The sequence below is a fragment of the Arthrobacter citreus genome (assembly GCF_038405225.1).
GTDB lineage: Bacteria > Actinomycetota > Actinomycetes > Actinomycetales > Micrococcaceae > Arthrobacter_B > Arthrobacter_B citreus_A.
The window spans coordinates 2,041,463-2,067,835 of the sequence record NZ_CP151657.1 but is presented as its reverse complement, the minus strand read 5'-3'; the positions used below and the strand labels follow the sequence as shown (position 1 = coordinate 2,067,835).

Genomic DNA, 26,373 nt, shown 5'->3' with positions numbered 1-26,373 from the left:
ACCAGCAACACGTCATGCAGCACCAACAGAAACGAGCATCATGAACGGCACCAACCGGTTCCTTACCCTCTGGGCGTCCGCGGCGGGAATCGTGGCGGTGGGACTGGCCGTAGCCGCCGGAGAACTTTCCGCGGCGCTGCTGAGCCCGTCCCTGTCGCCGGTGAGCGCAGTGGGATCGGTGGTCATCGACGCCATGCCGGGACCGGTCAAGGACTGGGCCATCGGCCTGTTCGGCACCGCCGACAAGGCCGCGTTCCTCGTCGCCATGGCGGCCGTGATCGCTGTCCTTGCAGCAGCCGCCGGGATCCTGGAGCTGCGCCGGCCGCCGGCAGGCGCCGTCGTCGTTGCCCTGTTCGGGGCGGCCGGACTGGTTGCCGTGCTGACCCGGTCACAGATGAGTTTGCTGTCCCTGGTGCCGCCGCTGGTGGCGGCCGCCGTGGGCTTAGCGGTGCTGCGGGCCTTTGTGGACCGCATCCGCAAGTGGGGCGACGCAGCTCCGGCGGACATGGGCGCCCGGCGGCGGGACGTGCTGCTGGGGGTGGGCGGCGGCGCCGGCGTCGCTGTGGCGGCGGGTGCCCTAGCCGGCACCTCCCGAGCGGGGCAGATCACCACTGTGGGACTGCGGGACGGCATTGTCCTGCCCGCCGCGGTAACCCCTGCACAGCCCATCCCGGCCGGAGCTGAACTGGGCATCAGCGGCCTGGACCCGGTGCTGACACCGGCTGCCGATTTCTACCGGATCGACACCGCGCTGAGCGTTCCGCTGGTCAACTCGGAGCAGTGGAGCCTCAAGGTGACGGGCATGGTGGACCGCGAGGTTGAGATCAGCTTCGCCGAACTGCTGGCCAAGCCCCTGCAGGAGAGTTATGTGACGCTGGCCTGCGTCTCCAATGAAGTGGGCGGCAGCCTGATCGGCAACGCCAAGTGGCTGGGCTGGCCGGTCCGGGACCTGCTGGCAGCCGCCGGTGTCCAGGACGGCGCCGACATGGTGCTGTCCACCAGCCGCGACGGCTGGACGGCATCAACCCCGCTCGAAGCACTGACCGACTCCCGTGATGCGCTGCTGGCGGTGGGCATGAACGGCGAGCCGCTGCCGCTGGAGCACGGATTTCCGGTCCGGCTGGTGGTGCCGGGCCTGTATGGCTATGTTTCGGCCACCAAATGGGTCACCGAACTGAAGGTCACCCGGTTCAGCGATGAGACGGCCTACTGGACCGAACGGGGCTGGACTGAACGCGGTCCCATCAAACTCTCCTCCCGCATCGACACACCCTCCAACCGCGCGTCAGTAGAGGCCGGAGCCGTGACCGTGGCCGGAATGGCCTGGGCGCAGCACACCGGCATCCGCGGCGTACAGGTAAGGGTCGACGGCGGCCGCTGGCAGGACGCGGACCTGGCCACCGGAATCTCGGCGGACACCTGGGTGCAGTGGTCCGCGGTCCTGGACCTGGGCGCCGGGGACCACGAGGTCACCGTCCGCGCCATCGATGCGACGGGAGCGGCGCAGGACGAACGCGAGCGCCCGGTGGTCCCCGACGGCGCCACCGGCCTGCACACGGTTCAGATGAATGCGCGCTAGGCTCGGTTTGTGAGAATCACCACGCTGGAAGGCACAGTAAATTTCCGGGACACCGGCGGGCTGCCGCTGGCCGGGGGAGGCCGCAGCGCCCCCGGAGTCCTCTACCGGTCAGATGCCATCAGCGCGCTGACTCCCCGCGGGCTGGCAAGCCTGGCTGAGTCGGGGATCGACGTGATCGTAGATCTGCGGACCCCCGCCGAGCAGCGCATGGCACCGGACCGGCTGCCCGCGGCACGCTCCTTCACCCGGTTGAACCTGCCGCTGTTTGAAGGTGCCTTCACCGGAGCAGCCCAGGAAGAGATGCAGCGCGCCCGGCAGTCCGGCAACGCCGGCGCGGCAGCCCGCGCGGTGGAGGCCGCTGTGGCCCAGCTGCCAACGCTGGGCGGTATCTACACCGAAATGCTGCAGGACGGCAGCACGGTGTTTGCTGAAACCGCCCGTGCCGTCGCCGGCACCGATGAAGGTTCGGCGGTCCTGGTGCACTGCACCGCGGGCAAGGATCGGACCGGAGTGGCGGTGGCACTGATCCTCAGCGCCGCCGGCGTGGAAGCGGACGCCGTAACGGCGGACTACCGGAAAAGCGAGGCCAACCTGTCCGGGGAATGGGCCGACCGGATGCTCGGCATGATCAAGGATCTGGGCGTTCCCCTGACGGATGATGTGGTGGCTTTGGTGACCGGTGCCCCCGAAGCGGCCATCAACCGGGCGCTTGAGTGGATCCACGAACACCATGGGGACGCTGCCGGCTACCTCCTCTCAAGCGGTCTGACGGAAGCTGAGCTGGCGATGCTGCGCCGGCGGCTACGGGGGCAGCAGTGATCCGCAGGGCAGCGACCCGGACGGTCGAAGAACACCGCGGCGCAGTGCTTCGGCTGCTGGAAGGCCGCCTGGCCGCCGCCCCGCAAGGCACGGACACTGTGGACCTCGTGTCGGCGGCAGGGCGGATCCTGGCCGCTGATGTCCGGGCACCCGGCAGCCTTCCGCCCTTCGATAATTCCCAGATGGACGGGTATGCCGTCCGGACGGCTGACCTGGCCTCCGCCACGGGGCAGACCGTTCCGCTGGCGATCAGCGAACCGATTCCCGCCGGCATAGCGGCTCCTGCCCTGGCTCCGGGAACCGCCGCTCCGATCATGACCGGCGCCATGCTGCCGGCCGGTGCCGACGCCGTCGTACCCATTGAACGTGCGGTCCCGGATACGTTCTTCGCGGACCGGGACCGGCCCGGGGCCACGGTCAGCCTCCCCTCCGGCACGCTGCCCGGAGACTACATTCGGGCCGCCGGCAGCGATATCCGCGCCGGATCGGTGGCCCTGCCGGCCGGAACGCGGCTGGGCGCACTGCAGCTGGGCCTGCTGGCCGCGCTGGGCATCCCGGCCGTGCAGGTCCGTGCTCTGTTCCGGGTATTGCTGCTCAGCACCGGTGACGAGGTGGTGGAACCGGGGCATGCGCTGGCGCCGGGACAGATCCATGATGCCAACTCCACGCTGCTGGCCGTCAGCCTGCACGAAGCCGGCGCCGAAGTGGTGCGGACCCGCATCCTGGCGGATTCCCCGGACCGTTTCCTGGCCCAGCTCCGTGAGGACCTGGCACGCCATCCCGTTGATCTGGTCCTCACCTCCGGCGGCATCAGCATGGGCGCCTACGAGGTGGTCCGGCTGGCCCTGACGGGGGAGGGCGTGCAGTTCCTCCCCGTTGCCATGCAGCCCGGAGGCCCCCAGGCGATCGGGTCCGTTGACGGTATTCCCTTCCTTGGCTTTCCGGGTAATCCGGTGAGCTCAGTGGTCTCCTTCGAGGTGTTCCTGCGCCCGGCCCTCGGCGCCGTGACCGGCCTGCCTGCACCGCGCCCGGAGCTGGCGGCAGTGCTGACCGCTGAAGCACAGAGCCCTGCCGCCAAGCACCAGGTGCGGCGGGGCCGCTACACGGCCCCCACCGAGCCGGGGACGGCGGGCCGAGTGGAGCTGGTCGGTGGTCCAAGCTCGCATCTGGTCCACGCATTGGCGTCCTCCAACGCCCTGGTCCACATTCCCGCCGGAGTGCAGACGCTGCCGGCCGGCGCGGAAGTGACAGTATGGCTTTTGAACTAACCGCATTCTCGCAAGGAGTCTTTTCATGACCGGCACCGACGGGCAGCAGCCCGGGCTCACCCACGTCCGCGAAGACGGCTCCGCCCACATGGTGGATGTTTCCGCCAAGACCGAAACCACCCGCATCGCCACAGCCACGGCCCGGCTGCGGACCACTGCCGAAGTCGTGAAGCTGGTCTCCGAGGGCGGCCTGCCCAAGGGTGACGCGCTGGCGGTATCCCGCGTTGCCGGCATCATGGGCGCCAAGCAGACGTCCACCCTGATTCCGCTGTGCCATCCGCTGCCGTTGACCAAGGTGACCGTGGACTTTGAACCGGGGGAGACCGACGTCGTCATCCTGGCCACCGCAAAAACCAAGGCCCTGACCGGCGTGGAGATGGAAGCCCTGACTGCGGCGTCCGTGGCGGCACTGACGCTGTACGACATGATCAAGGCAGTGGACAAGCACGCGTCCATCACGGACATCCGGGTGCTCGCCAAGTCCGGCGGAAAAAGCGGAGACTGGTCCCTGTGACGGCCGGACCCGCAGCGCCGCAGCAGCCGCCACGCCGCACGGCGGGCGTCCTGATCGCCTCCACACGTGCCGCGCGCGGTGAATACGAGGACGAGTGCGGTCCGCTGGCGTCGGACTGGCTCTATGCCCTGGGCTTCGACGTCGTGCTGGCCGAGGTGGTGCCCGACGGCGACGGCGTGGGGGAGTCGCTGCGCCGCATGCTTGCGCTTGAACCGGCGGTCATCCTCACCAGTGGCGGCACGGGCCTGAGCCCGGATGACCACACCCCCGAGCAGACACTTCCGCTGCTGGAGCGCGAGGTTCCGGGCATCATGGAGGCGCTGCGGGCCGACGGCCGGACCAAAACGCCGATGGCCGCCATCAGCCGCGGCTACGCCGGCACGGTCGGGCGCACCTTTATCGTGAACCTTCCCGGATCACCCGGTGCCGTGGCTGACGGGCTTGCGGTGCTGGAACCAATCATCGGGCACATCTGCGGACAACTGGAGGGACACCATGGACATTGAGCAGAGCGCGCCCGGAGGCGCCGCGGCCTCCGAAGTCGTCAATGCGACGGTCTCGGATCTGCCGCTGAACGCCGAGCACGCGCACGACGCCGCATGGTCGCCGGAGTGCGGGGCGGTGGTGGGTTTCAGCGGAATCGTCCGCAACCACGACGGCGGCCGCGGCGTTGCGAGCCTTTCCTACAGCGCACACCCCTCAGCTGAGCAGGTCATCGCCGAGGTGGCGGCGGATATTGCCGCGGCACACGACGGCGTGCGGATCTGGGTGGGGCACCGCACCGGGCCGCTGGAGATCGGGGACGCCGCCCTGGTGGCGGCCGTGGGTGCCGCGCACCGCGGCGTCGCCTTTGCCGCCTGCTCCGAACTGGTGGACACCGTCAAGGCACGGGTGCCCATCTGGAAGGAACAGGGCTTCAACGACGGCACGTCCGAGTGGGTGGGTGTCAGCGACGCCCCGCAGTGACCGGTAATCTGGGGGTATGACTGAGCAACTCGCCGTGGCGGTCCTCGGGGCCGGCGGCCGCATGGGATCCGAAGCCGTTAAAGCCGTGGAAGCGGCACCGGACCTGAAACTGGTGGCTGCCCTGGGCCGCGGGGATTCGCTGGAAACGCTCGTTTCCGCCGGTGCGCAGTACGTGGTGGACCTGACCGTTCCGGACAGCACCGAAGCCAACGTCCGGTTCGCCGTCGAGCACGGGATGCACGCCGTCGTCGGCACCACCGGCTGGGACGCGGAGCGGCTGGAACGCCTCGGCGCCCTGCTCGAAGAGCATCCCGGGACCGCCGTGCTGATTGCGCCGAACTTCGCGCTCGGTTCCGTGCTGGCCTCGGCGTTTGCCGCGAAGGCTGCCCGGTACTTCGAATCGGTGGAGGTCATTGAGCTGCACCATCCGGACAAGATCGACGCCCCTTCGGGAACTGCCGTGCGCACCGCCCAGCTGATTGCCGATGCCCGTGCGGAAGCCGGCGTTGCACCCTCCCCGGATGCCACCACCAAGGAAGTTCCCGGGGCCCGCGGCGCCGACATTGACGGCGTCCGCGTCCACTCCGTGCGCCTGCGCGGACTGGTGGCGCATCAGGAAGTGTTGTTCGGCGGTGCCGGCGAGCAGCTGACCATCCGCCACGATTCGTTTGACCGGGCATCCTTCATGCCCGGCGTCCTGCTGGGCCTGCGCGAAGCCGCCGCCCATCCGGGCCTGACCGTCGGACTCGACGGCTACCTCAACCTGAACGCCTAAGGAACACGTTGTCTTTTTTTACCGGGCTTTTCCGTAACAAGGCCAAGATCGGCGTCCTGCTGATCACTCTGCTGCTGGTGTTCTACATGGTGGTGGTCGTTCTTCGCGGCTTGACGCTGCTGAGCGCCGGCGAGCTCAGTGCCACGACCCTCGGCCTCGGTGCGGCGTATCTGGTGCTGCCGATCGTGGGCGCCTGGGCACTGGTCCGGGAGCTGCAGTTCGGCGGACGGACCGAGAAGATGGCGCACATCCTCGCCGACGAGGGCGGCCTGCCGGTGGACAACCTGCCGCGCACTCCCGCCGGACGGATTATCCGGGAAGCGGCCGACGCCGAATTCCCCCAGTACCAGGCGGAGGTTGAGGCTGAACCCCAGTCCTGGCGGGCCTGGTTCCGGCTGTCCTGTGCGTACGACGCCGCCGGGGACCGCAAGCGTGCCCGCTCCGCCATGCGCCGCGCGGGCAAGCTCTTCACCCCCTAGCCCACGAGCCAACCCGGAGCCCCGGCCGCGGAACCCTGGGCCCGGAGCCACAGAATCCCACAACGCAGGCAAACACCGGCGCGGGCTGGGGCCTGTGCCGCGGCGCCGGCCGTGACGGATCCTTCGTGCAGATGTGGGGCTTTCCGGAATTCCTTCGTGCAGATCAGGGGCTCAAAACGCCGAATCCGGCCGGTTTGGTCCCGTTATCTGCACGAGAGATCTTTTGAAGGCCCGTTATCTGCACGAAGGATCGCGGACAGACGGTTTTGAGCACTAAGGATTTCGAGCAGCAAACGGCCCGGCCCGGCAGGCATTTCGCGGGGCCGGCACCACTCCTGCGCGCCTACTTGCCGCTGAGGGACCCGTGCCGGGCCAGCTGTGATGCACCGTGCGTGACCATCTCCAGCGGGCCGCGCGAGCCGAGCCGGGTGAAGGCAATCCCGATGCCGGCGGCCACCACCGCCGAGATCCAAAACAGCCACACCGGCTCCGGCGGCACCGGCTGGGCATCCGTGACGGACATGACCCACACATGGACGCTGTACAGGGTCAGGGTCATGGCTCCGGCGGCCGAGAGTGGAAGCAGCAGGTTTGGCTGGGCCCTCGTGAGCAGCAGGCAAACGCCGACGACGGCGGCCGCGGTGCCGGCGGTGTGCAGCAGATCCAGCGGGGTCCCTGAGTGCGGTCCGCTGACGGCCAGCCACCACCAGGAGCCCGTCTGCTCCACGCCGGCAAGGTTGACCTCCATCATCCGGGCCAGGGGCCAGATGCGCCCGGAGTTGGTTTCCAGCAGGGCCTCAAAACCGCCCCGGTCCACCAGCAGGTAGTAGCTCAGGAATTTGGCTCCGGCGGCGGCCACAATCCCGGCGGCAACGAGCCCCACCTGCACCGGCAGCTCGGCAAGCCGGAGCCGTCCAATCACCAGCCCGATCAACAGGTAGCTCAGCCACTGCACCGCCGGATAAAAACCGGTGAACAGGACATCCGCGAACAAAGTCCCCGGTTCCAGGAAGGACTCCCAGCTGACGTTCGAGTCAAGGGTCGAGGGTTCGACGGCGGCCGCCAGCCACGGGCGGATCAGATAGGCCAGGACGGGGGAGAGCAGCAGCCAGGCGCCGGCCCAGACGGCGAGCCGGGGCAGGCCCATGCCGACAAAGGGCAGGGCCAGCAGGAACAGGATGCCGTAGTGGAACAGGATGATGGCGATGGACGTATCCAGTCCGCCCAGCGTCAAACCGACCAGGGCGATAATCAGGGCCCGCACGGCGATTCCGCGCCGGTCCGCGGACAGTGCCCGTCCGGTCCGGGGCTGGCTGCCGCCGGTGAGCAGCGCCAGGCCGATTCCCGCCACCACAGCGAAAAGGGCAGAGGAACGCCCCGAAAACACCAGCCCCGTCCAGGTGGCGTCTCCGGTCTGCTCGTCATACAGGGGAAAGATGTGGGTTGCCATCATGCCCAGAAGGGCTATGCCCCGGGCCGCATCGATGCCCGTAAGCCGCCGTCCGATCATGAACCGATCGTCTCACAGCACACGCCGCAGGTGCTTCGCGCCTTTCCGTGCACCCGGTGAAGCCGCCCTGTTGTCCCAACGGCACGCTGAGCGGGTAACGTTTTATCCATGGCTGACTCTGATATTCGTGCACTTCCGTTTGGAACCCTCGTCACCGCCATGGTGACACCGTTCACCGAGGACGGAGCCGTGGACTTTGACGCCACGGCAAAACTCGCCAACAAGCTCGTCGAAGACGGCTGCGACGGGCTGGTGGTGTCCGGAACCACGGGAGAAACCTCCACCCTGGAGGACAGCGAAAAGGAAGACCTGTTCCGCGTTGTCGCTGAAACCGTCGGCGGCCGCGCCAAGGTCATTGCCGGCACCGGCACCAACCACACCTCCCATTCGGTGGAAATGGCCCGCCGTGCACTGCGCGCCGGTGCCGATGCGCAGCTGGTCGTGACGCCGTATTACAACAAGCCCACGCAGGCCGGCGTCGTCGCGCACTTCGAAGCCGTGGCCGCCGCCACCGACCTGCCAATCATGATCTATGACATCCCCGGCCGCGCCGGCATTGCCATCTCCACCGACACAATGGTCCGCCTGGCCAACATTCCGGCCGTCATGGCCCTGAAGGACGCCAAAGCCGACTTCGCCGCCGTGACCCGGGTTATTGCCAACACCACCCTTGACGTTTACGCCGGCGACGACGGCCTGACCCTGCCGTGGATGGCAGCCGGAGCAGTTGGCGTCGTCAGCGTTTCGGCCCACGTGGCCACGGCGCAGTTCCGCGCCCTGGTGGACGCCGCAGCCGCGGGGGACTTCGCCACCGCCCGGCGGATCCACTTTGAACTCGATCCCGTGGTGCGGGCCGTCATGACGCACATCCCCGGAGCCGTCTCCGCCAAGCAGATCCTGAAGCTGCAGGGCACCATCCCCAACGCCGGTGTCCGGCTGCCGCTGGTGGCGCCCGACGCCGTCGAAATGGAAACCGTGCTGACGGACCTGGCCGAGGCGGGATGGGACTTTTCCCGGGACTTTTCGGAAGGCAAGGCGTAACGCACGATGACTGAAACCGCAGTGACGAGAATCAGCACACCGCCGGCCCTGGAAGAGGGCACGCTGAGGATCGTTCCCCTCGGCGGCCTCGGCGAGATCGGCCGGAACATGGCCGTGTTCGAAATCAACGGCAAGCTGCTGATCGTGGACTGCGGTGTCCTGTTCCCGGAGGAGACCCAGCCGGGTGTGGACCTGATCCTGCCCGACTTCTCCTACATTGAAGACCGGCTCGACGACGTCGTGGGCGTGGTGCTCACACACGGCCACGAGGACCACATTGGTGCCGTCCCGTACCTGCTGCGCCTGAAGCACGACATCCCGCTGATCGGTTCCCAGCTCACGCTGGCCCTGATCGAGGCCAAGCTCCAGGAACACCGGATCAAGCCCTTCACACTCACGGTGACCGAAGGCCAGATCGAACAGTTCGGTCCGTTCGAGTGCGAGTTCGTGGCCGTGAACCACTCCATTCCGGATGCCCTGGCCGTGTTCATCCGGACCGCCGGCGGCACCGTGCTCCACACCGGCGACTTCAAGATGGACCAGCTGCCCCTGGACGGGCGCATCACTGACCTGCGCGCCTTCGCCCGGCTGGGCGAAGAGGGCGTGGACCTGTACATGGCTGACTCCACCAACGCCGACGTCCCGGGTTTCACCACGGCTGAGCGGGAAATCGGCCCGGTGCTGGAGGCCCTGTTCGGCAAGGTGCGCAAGCGCATCATCGTGGCTTCCTTCTCCTCCCACATCCACCGCGTGCAGCAGGTGCTCGACGCCGCGGCGGCACACAACCGCAAGGTGTGCTTTGTGGGCCGGTCGATGGTGCGCAACATGGCCATTGCCGAGAAGCTGGGCTACCTGAATGTCCCCGCCGGAATCCTCGTGGACCTGAAAAACGTGGACGACATGCCCGATGACCAGCTGGTGCTGATGTCCACCGGGTCCCAGGGCGAGCCGATGGCCGCACTCTCGCGCATGGCCAACGGCGACCACCGGATCCGCATCGGGCGCGGTGACACGGTGATCCTGGCGTCATCGCTGATTCCCGGCAACGAAAACGCCGTCTTCCGGGTGATCAACGGGCTGATGAAGCTCGGCGCGGACGTGGTCCACAAGGGCAACGCCAAGATCCACGTCTCGGGCCACGCCTCGGCCGGGGAACTGCTGTACACCTACAACATCCTGCAGCCCAAAAACGCGATGCCGGTGCACGGTGAAACCCGCCACCTCATCGCCAACGGCAAGCTCGCCGAGGCCACCGGCGTCCCCGCGCAGAACATCATCCTGGCCGACGACGGCACTGTGGTGGACCTGCGCGACGGCAAGGCCCGGGTGGTGGGCGCCGTGGAATGCGGCTTCGTCTACGTTGACGGATCCAGCGTCGGAGAGATCACCGACACCGACCTCAAGGACCGTGTCATCCTCGGCGAGGAAGGCTTCATCTCGGTCATCACCGTGGTCAACCGCAGCACCGGAACGATCGTCTCCGGCCCGGAAATCCATGCCCGCGGCTTTGCCGAGGACGACGCCGTTTTTGACGAGATCAAGCCCAAGATCAGCAAGGCCCTGGAAGAAGCGGTCACCTCCAACAAGGACCACACCACGTACCAGCTGCAGCAGGTGGTACGCCGGGTGGTGGGCACCTGGGTCAACCGCCGCCTGCGCCGCCGGCCGATGATCGTACCGGTGGTCCTGGAAGCCTAGGCCCGCACTCCGGACCGCTGCGCCCACGCCAGCACCGTGCGGTGACAACAGCACAGGTATCCCGGGGCCGGGCAGACGCGTAAATCCGCGGCTTGGCCGGCCCCATCGGGTACCGTGGAGCCTATGGCCACTCGTACTTCCCCTGCCGCACGCGGCGCTGCTTCCGGCCGGAGCACCAGCCGGAACACCGGGGGCACCTCAGGAAAATCCTCCGGAAAAACCCAGCCGCGGGGCAAAGCGACCGGCCGCACGGGTGCCGCCGCCAAGGCCCAGGCCGACGCCGAGCAGGTGCCGCTGCCGCTGCGGGCGATCCAGGGTGCATGGATGGGGATGGCCAGGCTTGCCGGTGCCGGCGTCCGGAAACTCGGCGCCGACGTCGTTCCCGACCGTGACGTCCGCCGCGACGGAACCGGGTTTTTCCTCATTCTCACCGCACTGGCCGTGGCCACGGTCGAGTGGTGGGCGCTGCGGGGACCGGTGGCCGACATCATCCATGCGGGCGCGGCGGGCACCTTCGGCTGGATGGCCGTCGTCGTGCCGTTCATGCTCCTCACCGGCTCGGTTCGCCTCTTCCGCTACCCCGAACGCCACCACGCCAACAGCCGCATCAGCATTGGCCTGGTGTTGGTGCTGTTCGCCGGTTCGGGCATCACCCATATTGTGGGCGGTTCCCCGGCCCTGTCGGACGGATTTGACCGGCTGTGGGCCTCCGGCGGGATCGTGGGCTTCCTGGTGGCCGGTCCGCTGTCCGCAGCGCTGACCACCTGGCCCGTGGCCATCCTGCTGGGATTCCTGATCTTCCTGGGCCTGCTGATCATTACGGCCACTCCGTTCCGGCACATCCCGCTGCGCCTGCGCGGCCTCTATGAGCACCTCATGGGCCAGGACCTCGCTCCGGACGACCCCGAGGCGCACGACCAAAGCTACCTGTACGAGCGCGACATGCGGCCGGCAAAAGCACCGAAAGCGCCGAAGAAGAAGTCGCGGATGTTCGGCCGCAACACCGACGCCGAAGAAGATCCCGCGGCCGAGGGGTTCGCCGGTGACGAAGCCTTTGAACGCGCCGTCCTGGCCGATGAAGACGAAGAGGCCGTTGCCGCGGCGGCGGCCGAACCGGCCATCCCGCCGGGCGTGCGCCGGCCCACCCGGTCCGAACTGGCCACCCAGAAGATCCGGCGCGCCCAGGGCCTTCCGGCCGGGGGATTCGACGGCGCCGAGCCGCCCACCGAGGCCATCAGCATGGTTCCGGAAGCCGGCCTGTCGGTGTCGGATGCAACACCGCCCGCCGGACTGCCCGCAGTACCCGCGGTGCCGCCGGTTCCCGCACGCACGGTCCGGAACCTCACCCCGGCCACGCCCATTCCGCAGCGCACGGAGCAGCTGCAGCTGTCCGGCGACGTCACGTACACGCTGCCGCCGTCCGAGTTCCTGCCCGCCGGTCCGCCGGCCAAGGAGCGCTCCGAAGCCAACGACGCCGTCGTCGACGCCCTGACCAACACGCTGGACCAGTTCAAGGTTGAAGCGCACGTCACCGGTTTCAGCCGCGGCCCCACGGTCACGCGTTACGAGATTGAGCTGTCCCCGGGCACCAAGGTGGAGCGCGTCACCGCCCTGTCCAAGAACATTTCCTACGCTGTTGCGTCCTCTGACGTGCGCATCCTTTCGCCGATCCCGGGCAAGAGCGCCATCGGCATCGAAATCCCGAACGCGGACAAGGAAGTTGTTGCCCTGGGCGATGTCCTGCGCTCCAACGCCGCCCGCAAGACTGAACACCCCATGGTTATGGGCGTGGGCAAGGACGTCGAGGGCGGCTTCGTGGTGGCCAACCTGGCCAAGATGCCCCACCTCTTGGTGGCCGGCGCCACCGGCGCGGGTAAGTCCTCCTTCGTGAACTCCATGATCACCTCCATCCTGATGCGGTCCACGCCGGACGAGGTGCGGATGGTCATGGTGGACCCCAAGCGCGTGGAACTGACCGCCTATGAGGGCGTCCCGCACCTGATCACCCCGATCATCACCAACCCGAAAAAGGCCGCCGAAGCGCTGCAGTGGGTGGTCCGGGAGATGGACACCCGCTACGACGACCTGGCCAACTTCGGGTTCAAGCACATCGATGACTTCAACAAGGCCGTCAAGCTCGGCAAGGTCATCCCGCCGGCCGGCTCCAAGCGCGTTGTCCGCGCCTACCCGTACCTGCTGGTGATCGTGGACGAGCTCGCCGACCTCATGATGGTCGCCCCGCGCGACGTCGAAGACTCCATCGTGCGCATCACCCAGCTGGCACGCGCCGCCGGCATCCACCTGGTCCTGGCCACCCAGCGGCCCTCCGTTGACGTGGTCACCGGCCTGATCAAGGCCAACGTGCCCTCGCGCATGGCCTTCGCAACCTCCTCGGTCACCGACTCACGCGTGGTCCTGGACCAGCCAGGCGCCGAAAAGCTGCTCGGCCAGGGTGACGCCCTGTTCCTGCCGATGGGCGCCAACAAACCCATCCGCGTCCAGGGCGCCTGGGTCACCGAGTCCGAAATCCACCGCGTGGTGGAGCACGTCAAGGGCCAGCTCGGAGCCGTGTACCGCGACGACGTGACGGTCACCGCACCCAAAAAGCAGATCGAAGACGACATTGGCGACGACATGGACCTGCTGCTGCAGGCCACCGAACTCGTGGTCACCACGCAGTTCGGTTCCACGTCCATGCTCCAGCGCAAGCTGCGCGTCGGCTTCGCCAAGGCGGGCCGCCTGATGGACCTGCTGGAATCCCGCGGCGTCGTCGGGCCGTCCGAAGGCTCCAAGGCCCGCGACGTGATGGTAAAGCCTGACGATCTGGCCGCCACGCTGGCCGCGATCAGCGGGGGAGAAGCAGCCAACGGTCCCGGTGCCGCTGAGACGGCGGCGCTGGCGGAGAACGCCAACGTCAACCACGGGTTTGAGCCGGAGGGCCCGGTGGACCTCGTGGCGCAGGACCTGGAGAGCCGCAAGCAGGCCACCGAGTATTACGACGGCGATGCCGAGGGTGATGAAGACGGTTCCGAGGACGCCTGGAATCTAACCGGACGCTGAATCCAGCTAGGCTGGAACAGTGAGCAACTCTACTTCCGGGAATGTCCCCGTCCTGAACATCGCCAACGTGCTGACGGTCATCAGGATCCTGATGGTTCCCCTGTTTATCTGGCTGCTCCTGTCCGATGACGGGCGGGACGGACTGTACCGCTGGCTTGCGGTGGCAACCTTCGCGGTGGCCATTTACACGGACAAGCTCGACGGCGACCTGGCCCGCAGCCGCGGCCTCATCACCGACTTCGGCAAGATCGCCGATCCGATTGCGGACAAGCTGTTGATCGGTTCGGCCTTGGTGATGCTCTCCGCGCTGGGTGAGCTGTGGTGGTGGGTGACCATCGTGATCCTGGTCCGCGAAATCGGCATTACCGTGCTCCGGTTCGTCGTGATCCGCTACGGCGTGATGGCGGCATCGCGCGGCGGCAAGCTCAAGACCGTCGTCCAAACCCTGGCCATCTTCCTTCTGCTCCTGCCGCTGACCACCTGGCTGGGCGCCTGGGCGTGGTGGATCGGGGCCGTCGTCATGGCCGCCGCCCTCGTCATCACGGTGGTGACCGGGGTGGACTACATCATCCAGGCGGTCAAGCTGCGCCGGCGGGCCCTGCAGAACCCGGGCAACCGGTGAGTCTGTCCGGCACCGCCGATGCACCGGCCGTGGTGTCCGCAGCAGCCGCCGCCGGAATGACGCTGGCAACCGCGGAGTCGCTGACGGCCGGGCTCGTGGCTGCCGGGCTTGGTGCGGTTCCCGGCGCTTCCGCGGTGTTGCTGGGCGGCGTGATTGCATACGCCAACATTGTGAAGAAAAATGTCTTAGGGGTCGACGGCGGTCTGCTGGCTACTGCGGGATCGGTCGACGCCGAGGTGGCACGGCAGATGGCCGCCGGAGCGCGGCGGGTGCTGGGAGCGGATATCGGGGTTGCGACCACGGGCGCGGCCGGCCCCGAACCCCACGACGGCAAGCCTGTGGGCTGCGTCTTTATCGCCGTGGCGGCCCCGGACCACACCCTGGTTCGGGAATTTTCGTTTTCGGGGGACCGGGCAGCCATCCGCGGGCAGGCCTGCGACGAAGCACTGATACTGCTGGCCCGGGTCCTTGCGGACCGCCCCTAACCGGGCATCGGGAGAGCACGGGAGGCGCCGGGAACAAAACCCGGCAACGCTCAGTTGTTAGTATCAGGAACCGCCAAGGTTTCCGAACTACGATCTTTAGATAGCTGCGGTGAAGCCGCAGCCGGACCACATAAGGAGCAGGACGATACAGATGGTTAAGCAACCCGTATCCGTGAACGGCGTTATTCGCTGGCGGGATGTAGGGTTGGCGGAAGATGCACGCCGGGAGCCAAAGGAGCGCAAAATGGTTGTTCTTCGTCATGAAATTGGCGACGTACTGCGCGATGTCCGTCAGCGTCAGGGTCGTACCCTGCGCGAGGTCTCGCACAGCGCACGCGTTTCGCTTGGCTACCTCAGCGAGGTCGAACGGGGTCAGAAGGAAGCCTCGTCTGAACTTCTTTCCTCGATCTGCACCGCGCTGGACGTGCCCCTGTCTCTGATGCTTCGTGAGGTCAGCGACCGGGTGGCGAGTGCAGAAGGCATCGCCATACCCGACACAGTTCCCTCGGAATTCTCGCGCGAGTTTGCCCGCGAATTTCCGGAGGATATGGCCCGGGATCTGGCCCGCACACCGTAGACCTACATCGGTTATGCCGCCGCTCCAAGGGTGGCTGGCCCCCCGCACGATGAAAAAGACCCCGCCTCACGGCGGGGTCTTTTTTCTTGTCTTGGGAGTGCAGATCAGGGGCTCAAAACGATGCTTTGAGTGCTCTTGGTCCCGCTATCTGCACGGGGATACTTCGATGGCGCGTGATCTGCACGAAGGATGGTCCAGCCAGGGGAGAAGAGAGGTCAAATGCCCGTCAAGGTGCAATCAGCGTTCCCGTGCGTAGGACGCATTCAGTTTGATCAACAGGGAACCGAGCTGCACCAGGTCATCGTCCTTCCAGTCCTGGAGCAGCGTGCGGAAGAGGTCCTTGCGGGCGGCCTGGGTGCGGGCAAGGGCCAGGGCTCCGGCCGGGGTCAGGGAAATGGTCTGCGCGCGGCCGTCCCGGGGATCGGCGTGCTTCTGGACAAGCCCGAGGTTCTCGAGCATGACCACCTGGCGGCTGACTGATGGCTTGCCGATGCCGATGCTCGCGGCAATATCGGTCAGGCGCATCGACTCCTGCTGCTGCAGGAGCAGCAGGAGCCCGTAAGCGGCCGGTTCCATGTCCGGGTGCACCTCGCGGGCCACCTTGTGCGAGTTGGACCGCGCACGGCGCCACAGCACGGACAGCTCGTGTTCCAGCGTCTCGATTGCCGCTTCATGCGGCCGGGGTGGGGAGGATGCCTGCTCGGTCATGGGTCCATTCTATGGCGTTCCGTTCCATGGCCCGGCGTTGACGCCGCCGCCGGGGAAACGGCACCTTTGCGGCCGGTGCGTCCGTGAGAAGATTAAGCGATGCGACTTAGTGATTTCTGGCGGCTCATGGACGATGAATTCGGTCCGGCATATTCCCGGGTCCTGGCATCCGATCTGGTGCTGGGGTCCCTCGGCGGCAAGACGGCGGCCGAGGCGCTCAGCGGCGGAACCGAGCCCAAGGCCGTGTGGCTGGCGGTGTGCGACGTTCAGGATGTACCGCCCGAGCGCCGCCTGGGACGCGATATCGCACCCAAAAAATAGGTGCTTCGCATAATGTGAACCGCGGACACGCCGAAGCGCTAATTCGAATATCTGTTCGGGTGCGGATATGCTCCTACACAAGGGCGAAACGACCGCGAATCGCCCATGGATATCCCCACGGCAGCCCGCTCCGCTGTTTTGTCAGTGCCGCCGCATATGGTCGTAGGTGAGCAGGACACCCGGCCTTCGGGCCACGTAAAACTCCAACAACCGAGGTGAAGAATGGCAGCAGCAGTCGACCGCGCAAAGGCTCTTGAAGCAGCGCTGGCCCAGATCGATAAGCAGTACGGCAAGGGCTCGATTATGCGGCTCGGAGACGAGGTTCGCGCTCCGGCGGAGACCATCTCCACCAGTTCCATCGCCCTTGACCTTGCACTGGGCATAGGAGGGCTTCCCCGCGGCCGCGTGGTGGAGATCTATGGACCCGAATCCTCGGGTAAGACCACACTGGCGCTGCACGTGGTTGCCAACGCGCAGAAGAACGGCGGCATCGCGGCCTTCATCGACGCCGAGCACGCCCTGGATCCGATCTACGCCGCACGCCTGGGCGTGGACACGGACTCGCTGCTGGTGTCACAGCCGGACACCGGTGAGCAGGCGCTGGAAATCATGGACATGCTGATTGGTTCGGGATCCGTTGACGTGGTGGTCATCGACTCCGTGGCAGCGCTGGTACCCCGCGCCGAAATTGAAGGCGACATGGGCGACAGCCACGTGGGCCTGCAGGCGCGGCTCATGAGCCAGGCGCTCCGGAAGATTGCCGGACGCCTGAGCCACACCAACACCACCGCCATCTTCATCAACCAGCTTCGCGAGAAGATCGGTGTGATGTTCGGAAGCCCGGAGACCACCACGGGCGGCAAGGCGTTGAAGTTCTACGCCTCCGTCCGCATCGATGTCCGCCGCATCGAAACGCTCAAGGAAGGCACGGTTCCGGTGGGCAACCGGACCCGCGCCAAGATCGTCAAGAACAAAATGGCCCCGCCCTTCAAGCAGGCCGAGTTTGACATCATCTACGGCACCGGCATCTCCCGCGAGGGCGGGCTGATTGACATGGGCGTGGAGCATGGTTTCGTCAAGAAGTCCGGTGCCTGGTTCACCTATGACGGTGACCAGCTGGGCCAGGGCAAGGAAAATGCCCGCAAGTTCCTGCGGGATAACCCCGAGCTGACGGATGAACTGGAACGCCGGCTCCGGGAGAAGCTCGGCATCGACGGTCCCAAGGAAGAAGCTCCGGCTGAGCCGAAGCTGAAGGCCGTTCCGAAGGACTCCTAGGCACCATGGATACGCAGAGTGACGGGTTTTCCGGACCGGAGGCATCGTCCGGGAAACCCGCCGCTGCACGGACCCGCGAGGCGGATCCCTATGCAACAGCACGGAACATCGTGCTTCGGCAGCTCACCAACTCACCCAAGAGCCGGCGCCAGCTGGCGGTGAAACTGGCGGAAAAGGACATTCCTGACGAGGTTGTGCAGGCTGTCCTGGACCGCTTCGAAGAAGTGCAGTTAGTGGACGACGCCGACTTCGCCCACAGGTGGGTGGCCAGCCGGTCCCAGTCCAAAGGCCTTGCCCGCGGCGCGCTGAGGCGTGAACTGGCCGACAAGGGGATTGCGGGAGAACTGGCCGAAGAGGCGCTCGAGCAGGTCACCGACGAGGATGAACTGGCGGCGGCGCGGGCCCTGGCGCAGCGGAAACTGCAGCCCTCGGTTGACCTGACGGACCGTTCCGCCCGGGACAAGCAGGTCCGGCGGCTGGTTTCCATGCTGGCCCGCAAGGGCTACTCGCCCTCGGTGGGCTACCGCGTGGTCAACGAGGTTATTGGTGACAGCCTCGACCAACAACCCGAAGACGCCTGGGCGGAACCATAGGGTTATTCCGGCGCGTGCCGTAGGCTGAACCCCGATGTTGACAAAGTTGCTGCCGGGGAAGAAGTTAAGTCTCGCCCTTGGATCCGCGGTGTTGACCGGGGTGCTTGCCGCCGCGGTCCTCACATCCGCGCCCGCCGCCGCCACTGGGTTTCCTTCCTGGGAAGAGGTGGAGCAGGCCAAACAAAGCGTCCACGCCAAGGAAGGGCAGGCCGCCGAAATCGAGGTGCTCCTGGGCGAACTGTCCGCCGACGCCGGCCGGCTGGGAAACACTGCGGTCGCGGCGTCGGCGGAACACGAACGGGCTGCGGCAGAAGCGGAATCCGCCCGGCGTGCCCTCGATTTCCTGGCAGTTCAGCGGGCCGAAGCGGCGGAGGCCGCCGCGGAGCTGTCGGAACAGATGGGCGCGCTGGCCGCCCAGACCTACAAGACCGGCGGATTGGATTCCAGCCTTCTGATGCTCCTGGACGCCGATGCGGCAGTCGGTGCCATGGACCGGCTCACCACGCTTCAAGGTCTCAGCGGACGCACGGGCAACCTTCAAAATGAAGCCTCGGCGGCAGCAAACGTGCTGCGCAGCCTTGAGGACAGGGAGGCTGCGGCGGCGGAAGTGCGGGAGGAAGCCGCGGCCAGATCGCTGCAGCTGGCCCGTGACGCCGAGTCAGCTGCAGCCGCCGCTGACGCCGCGGTCCGGGAACAGCAGGAACACAGTGCGGTCCTTTTGGCCCAGCTGGCCCTCCTCCGTGGCAGCAGCGTCCAGTTGGAGGAGGAAAGGCTGCGGGGGCTTCAGGCTGAGGCTGACTACCGCGCACAGCAGGAAGCGCGGGAGGCTGAGGAGGCCGCCAGGGAAGCGGACCGGCAGAAGGAGCAGGATGCCGGGGACCGCCCCAGTTTGACGCCCCCGCCGGTGATTATTCCCACACCGGCTCCTGAAGTCCCACAGCCCAAACCGGCACCTGTGGTCCCTCCAGCCCCTCCCGCACCACCCGCCCCAAAGCCTTCACCCCCGGCCGCCCCCAAGCCCCCGGCGCCGCCGGCCCCCGGTCCGGTTGATGATCCAGCCGCTGCGCAGGCTTATGCGGCCGGCCGGTTGGCGGCCTTTGGGTGGGGGCCGGAACAGCACCGCTGCCTGGTCAATCTGTGGCAGCGCGAGTCGGGCTGGCGGACCAGTGCCCACAACCCCTACAGCGGCGCCTATGGCATCCCGCAGTCCCTTCCCGGAGACAAGATGGCCACGGCCGGCGCCGATTGGCGGACCAACTACCGGACGCAGATTGAGTGGGGGCTGGGGTACATTGCGGCGCGTTACGGAAGCCCCTGCGCTGCGTGGCAACACTCCGAAGATAAGAACTGGTACTAGCAGTGGCGGGGCATTAAAGCCCGGCACGACACGACTGTCAACCAGATCGTTATGAAGCTGAGACTGGGGTCAAGAATGAGCCGGTAGGGTCTCGGTCCTATGACTTCCTCCCACAAGAACGCCCCCGGGCGACGCGAAATTACCCAGGAACGACGGCGCTTCCGCCGTACCCGCAAGCTCCGCGTCGGGGCCGTGGCTGTTGCCGGAGCTCTGGCCTTCTTCGGCGTTGCCGGAGCCTCAGTGCAGAACGACCAGCTGCGCGCTGGCCTCGTAAGCCTGACATCACCCATATCCGGCGCACAATCCGACGGTAACTCCGGGGACACCTCTGCCCCCGCCGTGACTGAGACGGCCGCTCCGGAAAGCACAACCGGTCCGGACGAGGCCGCAGAGGCCAAGGCCTCCGAGGAGAGCCGCGCGGTGGATGAACAGCGGATGGCTGAAGAAGCCCGGGCCGCTGAGGCGGCATCGGCTGAAGAAGCACGAACCGCGGAAGAAGCCGCGAAAGCCAAAGCCGCTGAAGAGCAGGCGCGAATGGCAGCCGAGCAGGAAGCTGCGGCACGTGCTGCAGCAGACGCGGCTGAAGCTGCGCGTGCCGCTGAGGAAGCTGCCGCCGCCGAGGCTGCCGCTGCCTCGGTGCCCGTGGATGATCCCGCCGGAGCCAAGGCCTACGCCGCATCCGCCCTTGCCGGCCATGGCTGGGCCGCTTCGGAAATGACGTGCCTGAACACGCTGTGGGAGAAGGAGTCCAACTGGATGACCAGCGCCACGAATGCCAGCAGCGGCGCCTACGGAATTGTGCAGTCCCTTCCGGCCGAGAAAATGGCATCCTCCGGCCCGGACTATCTGACCAGCTACAAGACTCAGATCAACTGGGGCCTGGGCTACATCGAATCCCGCTACGGGAGCCCCTGCGGTGCACTCAATTTCCACTACGCCAATAACTGGTACTAAACCACCGGGCAGAGAAATCAGGGGCCGCCGAGATCTTCGATCGGGCTGGGCCCACAGCTAAACCTCCATCGCAGGGTGGGGGCCAGCCGGAACCATCCGGCTGGCCTCCACCCTGCGATGCGTTAATGGACTGTCTGACTTTGTCTATTGCATTAGTGTGTGAGACACACCATAGTGTTACGCATGGACGAAGAGCTGTTGGGTGGACATCTGCAGGAACTGCGCCGCGGAACCGTGGTGCTGGCCTGCCTGTCCATCCTCAAACACCCGGGCTACGGCTACGGACTCCTGGAGGCCCTGAACCGGGCCGGGTTCGCCGTCGAAGCCAACACCCTTTATCCGCTCCTGCGCCGTTTGGAAAAACAGGGCCTGCTGACCAGCTCCTGGAACACCGAGGAGGCGCGCCCGCGGAAGTTCTACACCACCAGCCGGCATGGCACGGAACTGCTGTCCCTTCTGCTCCGTGACTGGGACGGCCTCCATACCTCCATCCGCCAGCTCAACGAAGGAACAGGTTCATGAACACGCTCACTGACCGCTACGTTGCCGCCGCCCTGAAATCCCTTCCCGAGCAGCAGCGCGGAGACATCGACAGGGAGCTGCGCGCCTCCATCAGCGACGCCGTGGACGCCCGGATTGAGGCCGGCCAAGCCCCCGCCGACGCCGAAAACGCAGTGCTGACGGAGTTCGGAGATCCGCAGCGGCTGGCCGCGGGCTACGCCGACCGCCCGCTGTACCTGATCGGCCCCGATCTCTACCTGGACTGGTGGCGGGTGCTCAAAATCCTGCTCCTGATCGTTGTCCCGCTGGCGTTCGTGGCCACCATCCTTGTCCAAATGGCTGCCGACCCGGCCAACCCGGTTGCCGCCTTCGCCGCCGCGATCAGCGGTTCCCTCGGATCACTGGTGCACGTCACCTTCTGGGTGACGCTCGTGTTCGCGATCCTGGAGCGCACGGGCGCCCGCCGCAGACACCCCGGACTGCAGCAGTGGAGGCCGGAGATGCTGCCGCAGATCCACCGAAGCAGCGGGATCTCACTGAGCGACACCATCGCTTCAGTAATTGTTCTTGCCTTCTTTATCGGCCTCCTGCTGTGGCAGCGGGTGGGCTCCCTGCTCTACCTGGAGGGCGAGCCGGTGCTGGTCCTGCAGGAACAGCTGTGGGATTTCTGGCTGCCGTACATCATTGTGCTGCTGGCCTTGGAAGCAGTGTTCGCCGTCGTCCTCTATGTGGCCGGACGCTGGACCTATGCCCTTGCCGCCGTGAACGCGGCGCTGGCCCTGTTGTTCATGGTGCCGGTTTTGTGGCTGCTGGCCAACGGCCGGGTTTTTGACTGGTCGTTCCTGTCCAACGTCGGATGGGGCACGGACACCGCAGCGTGGATCGGAGGGGCAACCGCGGCTGCGGTGCTGATCATCAGCCTGTGGGACATCGCCGACGGATTCCGCAAGGCCTGGAGATCCGCCCGGCCGGCTGCTGCACTGCAGCCATCGTCCCGCTAGGGGAGCGGGGCGGACGCCGGAGGACCACCGGCCCCGCCCCGCGGCAGGTACCCTGTTAATGTGAGTTTGACTGTATCCACCCCTGCCCCCGCTGAGCACCTGCAGCACCCGCGCACCTACCAGGTCCGGACCTTTGGCTGCCAGATGAACGTCCATGATTCCGAGCGGATCTCCGGCCTGCTGGAAAACGCGGGTTACGTGCCGGCCGACGGCGACGCCGCCGATGTCGTTGTCTTCAACACCTGCGCGGTGCGTGAGAACGCTGACAACAAGCTGTACGGCAACCTGGGCATGCTGGCCCACGTGAAGGAAACGCGGCCCGGCATGCAGATTGCCGTGGGCGGCTGCCTGGCCCAGAAGGACCGCGACACCATCCAGCGCAAGGCTCCCTGGGTGGACGCTGTCTTCGGCACCCACAACATCGGCTCGCTGCCGGCGCTGCTGGAGCGGGCGCGCCACAACGACGAGGCGCAGCTGGAAATCCTGGAATCCCTGGACGTGTTCCCCTCCACGCTGCCCACCCGCCGCGACTCCGTCTACGCGGGCTGGGTTTCCATCTCGGTGGGGTGCAACAACACCTGCACGTTCTGCATCGTTCCCTCCCTGCGCGGCAAGGAGCGCGACCGCCGGCCCGGTGACATCCTGGCCGAAATCCAGGCGCTGGTGGACGACGGCGCCATCGAGGTCACGCTGCTGGGACAGAACGTGAACTCCTACGGGGTGGAATTCGGCGACCGCGGCGCGTTCGCCAAGCTGCTGCGTGCGTGCGGGGACATTGAGGGCCTGGAGCGGGTCCGGTTCACCAGCCCGCACCCGGCCGCCTTCACCCAGGACGTCATCGACGCCATGGCGGAGACGCCCAATGTCATGCCCCAGCTGCACATGCCGCTGCAGTCCGGCTCGGACAAGGTCCTCAGGGACATGCGCCGCTCCTACCGCTCCAAGAAGTTCCTGGGCATTCTGGACAGCGTGCGGGAGGCCATGCCGCAGGCTGCCATTTCCACCGACATCATTGTCGGCTTCCCCGGGGAAACCGAGGAGGACTTCGCCGCAACGCTCGACGTCGTGGAGAAGTCCCGCTTCGCCACCGCCTTCACCTTCCAGTACTCCAAGCGTCCGGGCACTCCGGCTGCCGACCTGCCGGACCAGCTGCCCAAGGAAGTGGTCCAGGAACGCTTCGAACGGCTGACCGCACTCCAGGACCGCATCGCCGCCGAGGAGAACGCCAAGCAGGTGGGCACCACGGTGGAAGTAATGGTCACCGCCGGATCAGGCCGCAAATCTGAGGAAACCGGGCGGCTGTCCGGACGCGCCAGGGACCAGCGCCTGGTGCACTTCTCCGTTCCCGATGGCTGCCCGGTCCCGCGCCCCGGCGATCTGGTTACCGTGCCGGTGACCTCCGCGGCCGCGTTCCACCTGGTCTCGGACCCGGCGACGGCCGCTGACTACAGCTTGCGCCGCTCACGCGCCGGCGACGCCTGGGACCGTTCCCAGGCCGACTCGTGCGGCGTCCCCGCGCCCGCCCCGGCCGGCGGAAAACCCGGCGTGTCGCTGGGCATGCCGACGCTGCCGCCGCGCGCCTGACCCGCGGTGACTCCCGTTCTTCCCGGCAGCTCCGCGCCCGGCGGCGGTTCGGTCCATGACGTCCCCGCAGCCCGCCCCGTAGTCGCCGTCGTCGGTCCCACCGGCTCCGGCAAATCCGATCTGGGCGTGGCACTGGCCCTGGAACTGGGCGGCGAGGTGATCAACGCCGACGCCATGCAGTTCTACCGCGGGATGGACATCGGCACGGCCAAGATCAGCGATGCGGAGCGCCGCGGCGTTCCGCACTACCTGCTGGACATCATGGATGTCACCGAGGAGGCCAGCGTTTCCCGGTTCCAGGAACAGGCGCGCGAACTGATCGCCGATATCCAGTCGCGCGGGCGGTACCCCATCCTCGTGGGCGGATCGGGACTGTACGTCCGGGCAGCCCTGGACGTCCTGGAATTCCCCGGAACGGATCCGGTCCTGCGGGCCGAGCTTGAACGTGACCTCGAAACGGCGGGCCTGGAGACACTGCGCCTGCGGCTGCGCGAGGTGGATCCGGTGTCAGCGGACCGGCTCGGCGACGGACGCCGCGTGGTGCGGGCACTGGAAGTCCACCGGCTGACCGGGCGCCCGTTCAGCTCCTTCATGCCCACCCGCGAGTACTTCCAGCCCGCCATCCAGCTCGGCCTGCGCGTGGAGCGCACCCTGCTGCACGAGAGGCTGGCGGCGCGGGTGGAAAAAATGGTGGACCAGGGCCTGCTGGCCGAAGTCCAGGAGCTTGCCGGACGCGGCCTGCGCGAGGGGCGCACGGCCGGACGCGCCCTGGGCTACGCACAGTTCCTGCGGGTGCTCGACGGCGAGTCCACCGTCCCGGAAGCCGTGGAGCAGACAGTGGTGGCCACCCGGCAGTTTGCCCGGCGGCAGCTGACTTGGTTCCGGGCGGACCCGCGGATCACGTGGCTTGACTGGGATGACCCGGAACTGACCGCCCGCGCCGCCGCCGCTATCCTTGAACAGTGAACACAACACTCTCCGACCCCCTGTCCGATTCCGGGTTCTCCGCCTCCGGGCTGCCCGCGTCCCTGGCCGGCCTTGCCTTCGCGAAAGGCCACGGCACCGGCAATGACTTCGTGCTGATTGCCGATCCCGACGGGGAGCGCGTGGTCACCGCGGCTGAAGTTGCCGCCCTGTGCGACCGGCACCGCGGCATCGGCGCCGACGGCCTCATCCGCGCCGTGCGGTCCGAACGCCTGCCCGAGGGCCGCGCCCTGCTGCAGAGCGAACCCGGCGCCGAGTGGTTCATGGACTACTACAACTCGGACGGCAGTCTTTCGGAGATGTGCGGCAACGGTGTCCGGGTATTTGTCCACTTCCTGCTCGCCGAGGGCCTGGCCCGGCTTGAGGAAGGCGAAACCCTGATCATCGGCACGCGCGCCGGGATCAAGACCGTGACCGTCGCGGACAAGGGTTACGCCGTGGACATGGGGCCGTGGGAATTCATCCACCCCGACCACGCCGCAGCGAAGGCCATGGACGCCGTGGTCAACGCCGACGGGCTGGAGGTTCCACGCCCCGGCCTGTCCGTCAGCATGGGCAACCCGCACACGGTGGTTGCCCTGGCGGAACTGTCCGAACTTGCGGCCACGAATCTCTTCACCGCGCCCTCCGTGCAGCCCGAACCGGAAAACGGCACCAACGTGGAGTTCGTGGTGCCCGCCGATCCGCTGGTCGTGGACGGAGTGGGCCTGCTGACAATGCGCGTGCACGAACGGGGGGTGGGGGAGACCCTTTCCTGCGGCACAGGCGCCTGCGCCGCCGCCGTCGCAACCCGGTTCTGGGCCGGCCGCGATGCACCGAACGAATGGGCGGTCACGGTGCCCGGAGGTGTCCTCGGCGTCCGTTTCCTCACCGCCGAGGACGGCCGCGAACACGTGGAACTCAGCGGGCCGGCAGCCCTCGTGGCGCGCGGCACGCTGCTCTAGGCTTCAGCACCGCACACGGCCGGAGGTCCGGGCCGGATCAAAAAGACCGCCTTCCCGGCGCGGAATAATCAGCCCGGGAAGGCGGTTGGATCAAGCATGGAAAGAAGTTGCTGAAAGTTCCAGCGGGCTAGCTGTCGCCGGGTTTGCGCTCCACCTTGAGGATCCGGAAGGACTTTGAAGTGCTGTGGCGGGACACGGAGAAGCCGCCGCCCAGCTGCTCGGCCATCCACTTCTGCAGCGAGTCGGCCCCCAGGTTTTTCTGTACCACCAGCCACGCGGTTCCTTCGGGAGCCAGCCGCGGCAGCCACAGCAGCAGCAGGGCATGCAGTTCGTCCTTGCCGATGCGGATGGGCGGGTTGGACCAGATGGTGTCAAAGCGCAGCTCGGGATCCACCTCTTCGGGCCGGGACGTGATGACGTTATCCAGGCCCAGGGCGGCGGCATTGTCACGGGTGAGGCCCAGGCTCCGCTCGTTGACATCCACGGCATACACCCGGGCGTCCGGGGACTTGAGCGCCATGGTCAGGGCGACCGGACCCCAGCCGCAGCCGACGTCGAGCAGGTTGCCGGCGGGGGACGGAGCGGGAACCTCGTCCAGCAGGACCACGGTTCCCTTGTCGATGGCGTCGGGACTGAAAATCCCGCCGGAGGTGACGAGGGCGCGCTCCTGGCCGTCGAGAGTGACTCGAAGCGGCCGGCGGACCTCGGGGCCCGAGGGCTGTGAACTGAAGTAATGGTCTGAACCCATAACAAACCAG

Annotated in this window: 27 protein-coding genes; 24 read left to right on the top strand and 3 right to left on the bottom strand. The window is 67.0% G+C overall.

Annotated elements, in window-relative coordinates:
• The first annotated feature begins 40 nt into the window (after positions 1-40).
• Genes AAE021_RS09600 through AAE021_RS09565 form a run of 8 tightly spaced genes read left to right on the top strand, consistent with a single transcriptional unit; the run spans position 41 to position 6,400 of the window.
• The gene (locus tag AAE021_RS09600; RefSeq protein WP_342022119.1) at positions 41-1,579 is read left to right on the top strand and encodes a molybdopterin-dependent oxidoreductase; all 1,539 of its coding nucleotides are present in this window, start codon (positions 41-43) and stop codon (positions 1,577-1,579) included.
• 9 nt (positions 1,580-1,588) lie between these two features.
• On the top strand, positions 1,589-2,398 hold the full coding sequence (locus AAE021_RS09595; protein WP_342022118.1) for a tyrosine-protein phosphatase: 810 nt from the start codon (positions 1,589-1,591) through the stop codon (positions 2,396-2,398).
• On the top strand, positions 2,395-3,666 hold the full coding sequence (gene glp / locus AAE021_RS09590; RefSeq protein WP_342022117.1) for a gephyrin-like molybdotransferase Glp: 1,272 nt from the start codon (positions 2,395-2,397) through the stop codon (positions 3,664-3,666). Before AAE021_RS09595 ends, glp begins: the two co-directional genes overlap by 4 nt.
• A 25-nt stretch (positions 3,667-3,691) precedes the next feature.
• On the top strand, positions 3,692-4,180 hold the full coding sequence (gene moaC / locus AAE021_RS09585; protein WP_342022116.1) for a cyclic pyranopterin monophosphate synthase MoaC: 489 nt from the start codon (positions 3,692-3,694) through the stop codon (positions 4,178-4,180).
• Entirely contained in the window at positions 4,177-4,686 is a 510-nt protein-coding gene (locus AAE021_RS09580) for a MogA/MoaB family molybdenum cofactor biosynthesis protein (protein WP_342022115.1), read from the top strand. Before moaC ends, AAE021_RS09580 begins: the two co-directional genes overlap by 4 nt.
• Positions 4,676-5,146 carry a molybdenum cofactor biosynthesis protein MoaE gene (locus tag AAE021_RS09575; protein ID WP_342022114.1) on the top strand — a complete coding sequence of 157 codons (471 nt, stop codon included), beginning with the start codon at positions 4,676-4,678 and terminating at the stop codon, positions 5,144-5,146. Before AAE021_RS09580 ends, AAE021_RS09575 begins: the two co-directional genes overlap by 11 nt.
• Positions 5,147-5,162: 16 nt before the next feature.
• Positions 5,163-5,921: a 4-hydroxy-tetrahydrodipicolinate reductase gene (gene dapB / locus AAE021_RS09570; RefSeq protein WP_342022113.1), complete on the top strand. Its 759-nt coding sequence runs from the start codon at positions 5,163-5,165 to the stop codon at positions 5,919-5,921.
• 8 nt (positions 5,922-5,929) lie between these two features.
• Positions 5,930-6,400, top strand: a complete 471-nt coding sequence (locus AAE021_RS09565) for a hypothetical protein (RefSeq protein ID WP_342022112.1) — start codon at positions 5,930-5,932, stop codon at positions 6,398-6,400.
• Positions 6,401-6,743: 343 nt separating this feature from the next.
• On the opposite strand, the gene AAE021_RS09560 is transcribed toward AAE021_RS09565, so the two are convergent.
• Positions 6,744-7,910, bottom strand: coding sequence for a heparan-alpha-glucosaminide N-acetyltransferase domain-containing protein (locus AAE021_RS09560; protein WP_342022111.1), 1,167 nt, complete (start codon positions 7,908-7,910; stop codon positions 6,744-6,746).
• A 108-nt stretch (positions 7,911-8,018) separates the two neighbouring features.
• Between AAE021_RS09560 and dapA the strand changes: the two genes are divergently transcribed.
• The 6 genes from dapA to AAE021_RS09530 all read left to right on the top strand — a co-directional run bounded on the left by dapA (position 8,019) and on the right by AAE021_RS09530 (position 15,393).
• Positions 8,019-8,951, top strand: a complete 933-nt coding sequence (gene dapA, locus AAE021_RS09555) for a 4-hydroxy-tetrahydrodipicolinate synthase (protein WP_342022110.1) — start codon at positions 8,019-8,021, stop codon at positions 8,949-8,951.
• A gap of 6 nt (positions 8,952-8,957) precedes the next feature.
• Positions 8,958-10,649, top strand: coding sequence for a ribonuclease J (locus AAE021_RS09550; protein ID WP_342022109.1), 1,692 nt, complete (start codon positions 8,958-8,960; stop codon positions 10,647-10,649).
• A gap of 123 nt (positions 10,650-10,772) precedes the next feature.
• On the top strand, positions 10,773-13,709 hold the full coding sequence (locus tag AAE021_RS09545; RefSeq protein WP_342022108.1) for a DNA translocase FtsK: 2,937 nt from the start codon (positions 10,773-10,775) through the stop codon (positions 13,707-13,709).
• A 19-nt stretch (positions 13,710-13,728) separates the two neighbouring features.
• Positions 13,729-14,331, top strand: a complete 603-nt coding sequence (gene pgsA / locus AAE021_RS09540; protein WP_342022107.1) for a CDP-diacylglycerol--glycerol-3-phosphate 3-phosphatidyltransferase — start codon at positions 13,729-13,731, stop codon at positions 14,329-14,331.
• On the top strand, positions 14,328-14,816 hold the full coding sequence (locus AAE021_RS09535; RefSeq protein WP_425362381.1) for a CinA family protein: 489 nt from the start codon (positions 14,328-14,330) through the stop codon (positions 14,814-14,816). Before pgsA ends, AAE021_RS09535 begins: the two co-directional genes overlap by 4 nt.
• 151 nt (positions 14,817-14,967) lie before the next feature.
• On the top strand, positions 14,968-15,393 hold the full coding sequence (locus AAE021_RS09530) for a helix-turn-helix transcriptional regulator (protein ID WP_342022106.1): 426 nt from the start codon (positions 14,968-14,970) through the stop codon (positions 15,391-15,393).
• Between the two features lie 237 nt (positions 15,394-15,630).
• Here the strand turns inward: AAE021_RS09530 and AAE021_RS09525 are convergent, their stop codons facing one another.
• A complete protein-coding gene (locus AAE021_RS09525; RefSeq protein ID WP_342022105.1) occupies positions 15,631-16,101 on the bottom strand; it encodes a MarR family winged helix-turn-helix transcriptional regulator in 471 nt (156 codons plus the stop codon).
• Positions 16,102-16,200: 99 nt separating this feature from the next.
• Here AAE021_RS09525 and AAE021_RS09520 point away from each other — a divergent pair, with 99 nt between their 5' ends.
• From AAE021_RS09520 to dapF, 10 genes are all read left to right on the top strand, one after another.
• Complete coding sequence (locus AAE021_RS09520) at positions 16,201-16,422, top strand: DUF3046 domain-containing protein (protein WP_342022104.1); 222 nt, start codon at positions 16,201-16,203, stop codon at positions 16,420-16,422.
• Positions 16,423-16,644: 222 nt separating this feature from the next.
• Positions 16,645-17,697: a recombinase RecA gene (gene recA / locus AAE021_RS09515; protein ID WP_342022103.1), complete on the top strand. Its 1,053-nt coding sequence runs from the start codon at positions 16,645-16,647 to the stop codon at positions 17,695-17,697.
• Positions 17,698-17,702: 5 nt separating this feature from the next.
• Entirely contained in the window at positions 17,703-18,290 is a 588-nt protein-coding gene (locus AAE021_RS09510) for a regulatory protein RecX (protein ID WP_342022102.1), read from the top strand.
• 34 nt (positions 18,291-18,324) lie between these two features.
• Positions 18,325-19,647 carry a lytic transglycosylase domain-containing protein gene (locus tag AAE021_RS09505; RefSeq protein WP_342022101.1) on the top strand — a complete coding sequence of 441 codons (1,323 nt, stop codon included), beginning with the start codon at positions 18,325-18,327 and terminating at the stop codon, positions 19,645-19,647.
• Between the two features lie 99 nt (positions 19,648-19,746).
• Positions 19,747-20,601, top strand: a complete 855-nt coding sequence (locus AAE021_RS09500) for a hypothetical protein (RefSeq protein WP_342022100.1) — start codon at positions 19,747-19,749, stop codon at positions 20,599-20,601.
• 183 nt (positions 20,602-20,784) lie between these two features.
• Positions 20,785-21,123, top strand: coding sequence for a PadR family transcriptional regulator (locus AAE021_RS09495; RefSeq protein WP_342022099.1), 339 nt, complete (start codon positions 20,785-20,787; stop codon positions 21,121-21,123).
• Positions 21,120-22,103 (top strand): permease prefix domain 1-containing protein, encoded by a 984-nt coding sequence (locus AAE021_RS09490; RefSeq protein WP_342022098.1) that lies wholly within the window; start codon positions 21,120-21,122, stop codon positions 22,101-22,103. The genes AAE021_RS09495 and AAE021_RS09490 overlap by 4 nt, the downstream gene beginning before the upstream one ends.
• Positions 22,104-22,247: 144 nt before the next feature.
• The gene (gene miaB / locus AAE021_RS09485) at positions 22,248-23,687 is read left to right on the top strand and encodes a tRNA (N6-isopentenyl adenosine(37)-C2)-methylthiotransferase MiaB (RefSeq protein ID WP_342025363.1); all 1,440 of its coding nucleotides are present in this window, start codon (positions 22,248-22,250) and stop codon (positions 23,685-23,687) included.
• 120 nt (positions 23,688-23,807) lie between these two features.
• On the top strand, positions 23,808-24,653 hold the full coding sequence (miaA, locus tag AAE021_RS09480) for a tRNA (adenosine(37)-N6)-dimethylallyltransferase MiaA (RefSeq protein WP_342025362.1): 846 nt from the start codon (positions 23,808-23,810) through the stop codon (positions 24,651-24,653).
• Positions 24,654-24,673: 20 nt separating this feature from the next.
• The gene (dapF, locus tag AAE021_RS09475) at positions 24,674-25,615 is read left to right on the top strand and encodes a diaminopimelate epimerase (protein WP_342025361.1); all 942 of its coding nucleotides are present in this window, start codon (positions 24,674-24,676) and stop codon (positions 25,613-25,615) included.
• A 127-nt stretch (positions 25,616-25,742) separates the two neighbouring features.
• On the opposite strand, the gene AAE021_RS09470 is transcribed toward dapF, so the two are convergent.
• The gene (locus AAE021_RS09470) at positions 25,743-26,363 is read right to left on the bottom strand and encodes a class I SAM-dependent methyltransferase (RefSeq protein ID WP_342022097.1); all 621 of its coding nucleotides are present in this window, start codon (positions 26,361-26,363) and stop codon (positions 25,743-25,745) included.
• Between the last annotated feature and the right edge of the window lie 10 nt (positions 26,364-26,373).

Coding starts and splice junctions, on each gene's coding strand:
- AAE021_RS09600 (WP_342022119.1), top strand. CDS start 41: ATGAACGGCACCAACCGGTTCCTTACCCTCTGGGCGTCCGCGGCGGGA.
- moaC (WP_342022116.1), top strand. CDS start 3,692: ATGACCGGCACCGACGGGCAGCAGCCCGGGCTCACCCACGTCCGCGAA.
- AAE021_RS09575 (WP_342022114.1), top strand. CDS start 4,676: ATGGACATTGAGCAGAGCGCGCCCGGAGGCGCCGCGGCCTCCGAAGTC.
- dapB (WP_342022113.1), top strand. CDS start 5,163: ATGACTGAGCAACTCGCCGTGGCGGTCCTCGGGGCCGGCGGCCGCATG.
- AAE021_RS09560 (WP_342022111.1), bottom strand. CDS start 7,910: ATGATCGGACGGCGGCTTACGGGCATCGATGCGGCCCGGGGCATAGCC.
- dapA (WP_342022110.1), top strand. CDS start 8,019: ATGGCTGACTCTGATATTCGTGCACTTCCGTTTGGAACCCTCGTCACC.
- AAE021_RS09550 (WP_342022109.1), top strand. CDS start 8,958: ATGACTGAAACCGCAGTGACGAGAATCAGCACACCGCCGGCCCTGGAA.
- AAE021_RS09545 (WP_342022108.1), top strand. CDS start 10,773: ATGGCCACTCGTACTTCCCCTGCCGCACGCGGCGCTGCTTCCGGCCGG.
- AAE021_RS09530 (WP_342022106.1), top strand. CDS start 14,968: ATGGTTAAGCAACCCGTATCCGTGAACGGCGTTATTCGCTGGCGGGAT.
- AAE021_RS09525 (WP_342022105.1), bottom strand. CDS start 16,101: ATGACCGAGCAGGCATCCTCCCCACCCCGGCCGCATGAAGCGGCAATC.
- AAE021_RS09520 (WP_342022104.1), top strand. CDS start 16,201: ATGCGACTTAGTGATTTCTGGCGGCTCATGGACGATGAATTCGGTCCG.
- recA (WP_342022103.1), top strand. CDS start 16,645: ATGGCAGCAGCAGTCGACCGCGCAAAGGCTCTTGAAGCAGCGCTGGCC.
- AAE021_RS09510 (WP_342022102.1), top strand. CDS start 17,703: ATGGATACGCAGAGTGACGGGTTTTCCGGACCGGAGGCATCGTCCGGG.
- AAE021_RS09505 (WP_342022101.1), top strand. CDS start 18,325: ATGTTGACAAAGTTGCTGCCGGGGAAGAAGTTAAGTCTCGCCCTTGGA.
- AAE021_RS09500 (WP_342022100.1), top strand. CDS start 19,747: ATGACTTCCTCCCACAAGAACGCCCCCGGGCGACGCGAAATTACCCAG.
- AAE021_RS09495 (WP_342022099.1), top strand. CDS start 20,785: ATGGACGAAGAGCTGTTGGGTGGACATCTGCAGGAACTGCGCCGCGGA.
- AAE021_RS09490 (WP_342022098.1), top strand. CDS start 21,120: ATGAACACGCTCACTGACCGCTACGTTGCCGCCGCCCTGAAATCCCTT.
- miaB (WP_342025363.1), top strand. CDS start 22,248: ATGAACGTCCATGATTCCGAGCGGATCTCCGGCCTGCTGGAAAACGCG.
- AAE021_RS09470 (WP_342022097.1), bottom strand. CDS start 26,363: ATGGGTTCAGACCATTACTTCAGTTCACAGCCCTCGGGCCCCGAGGTC.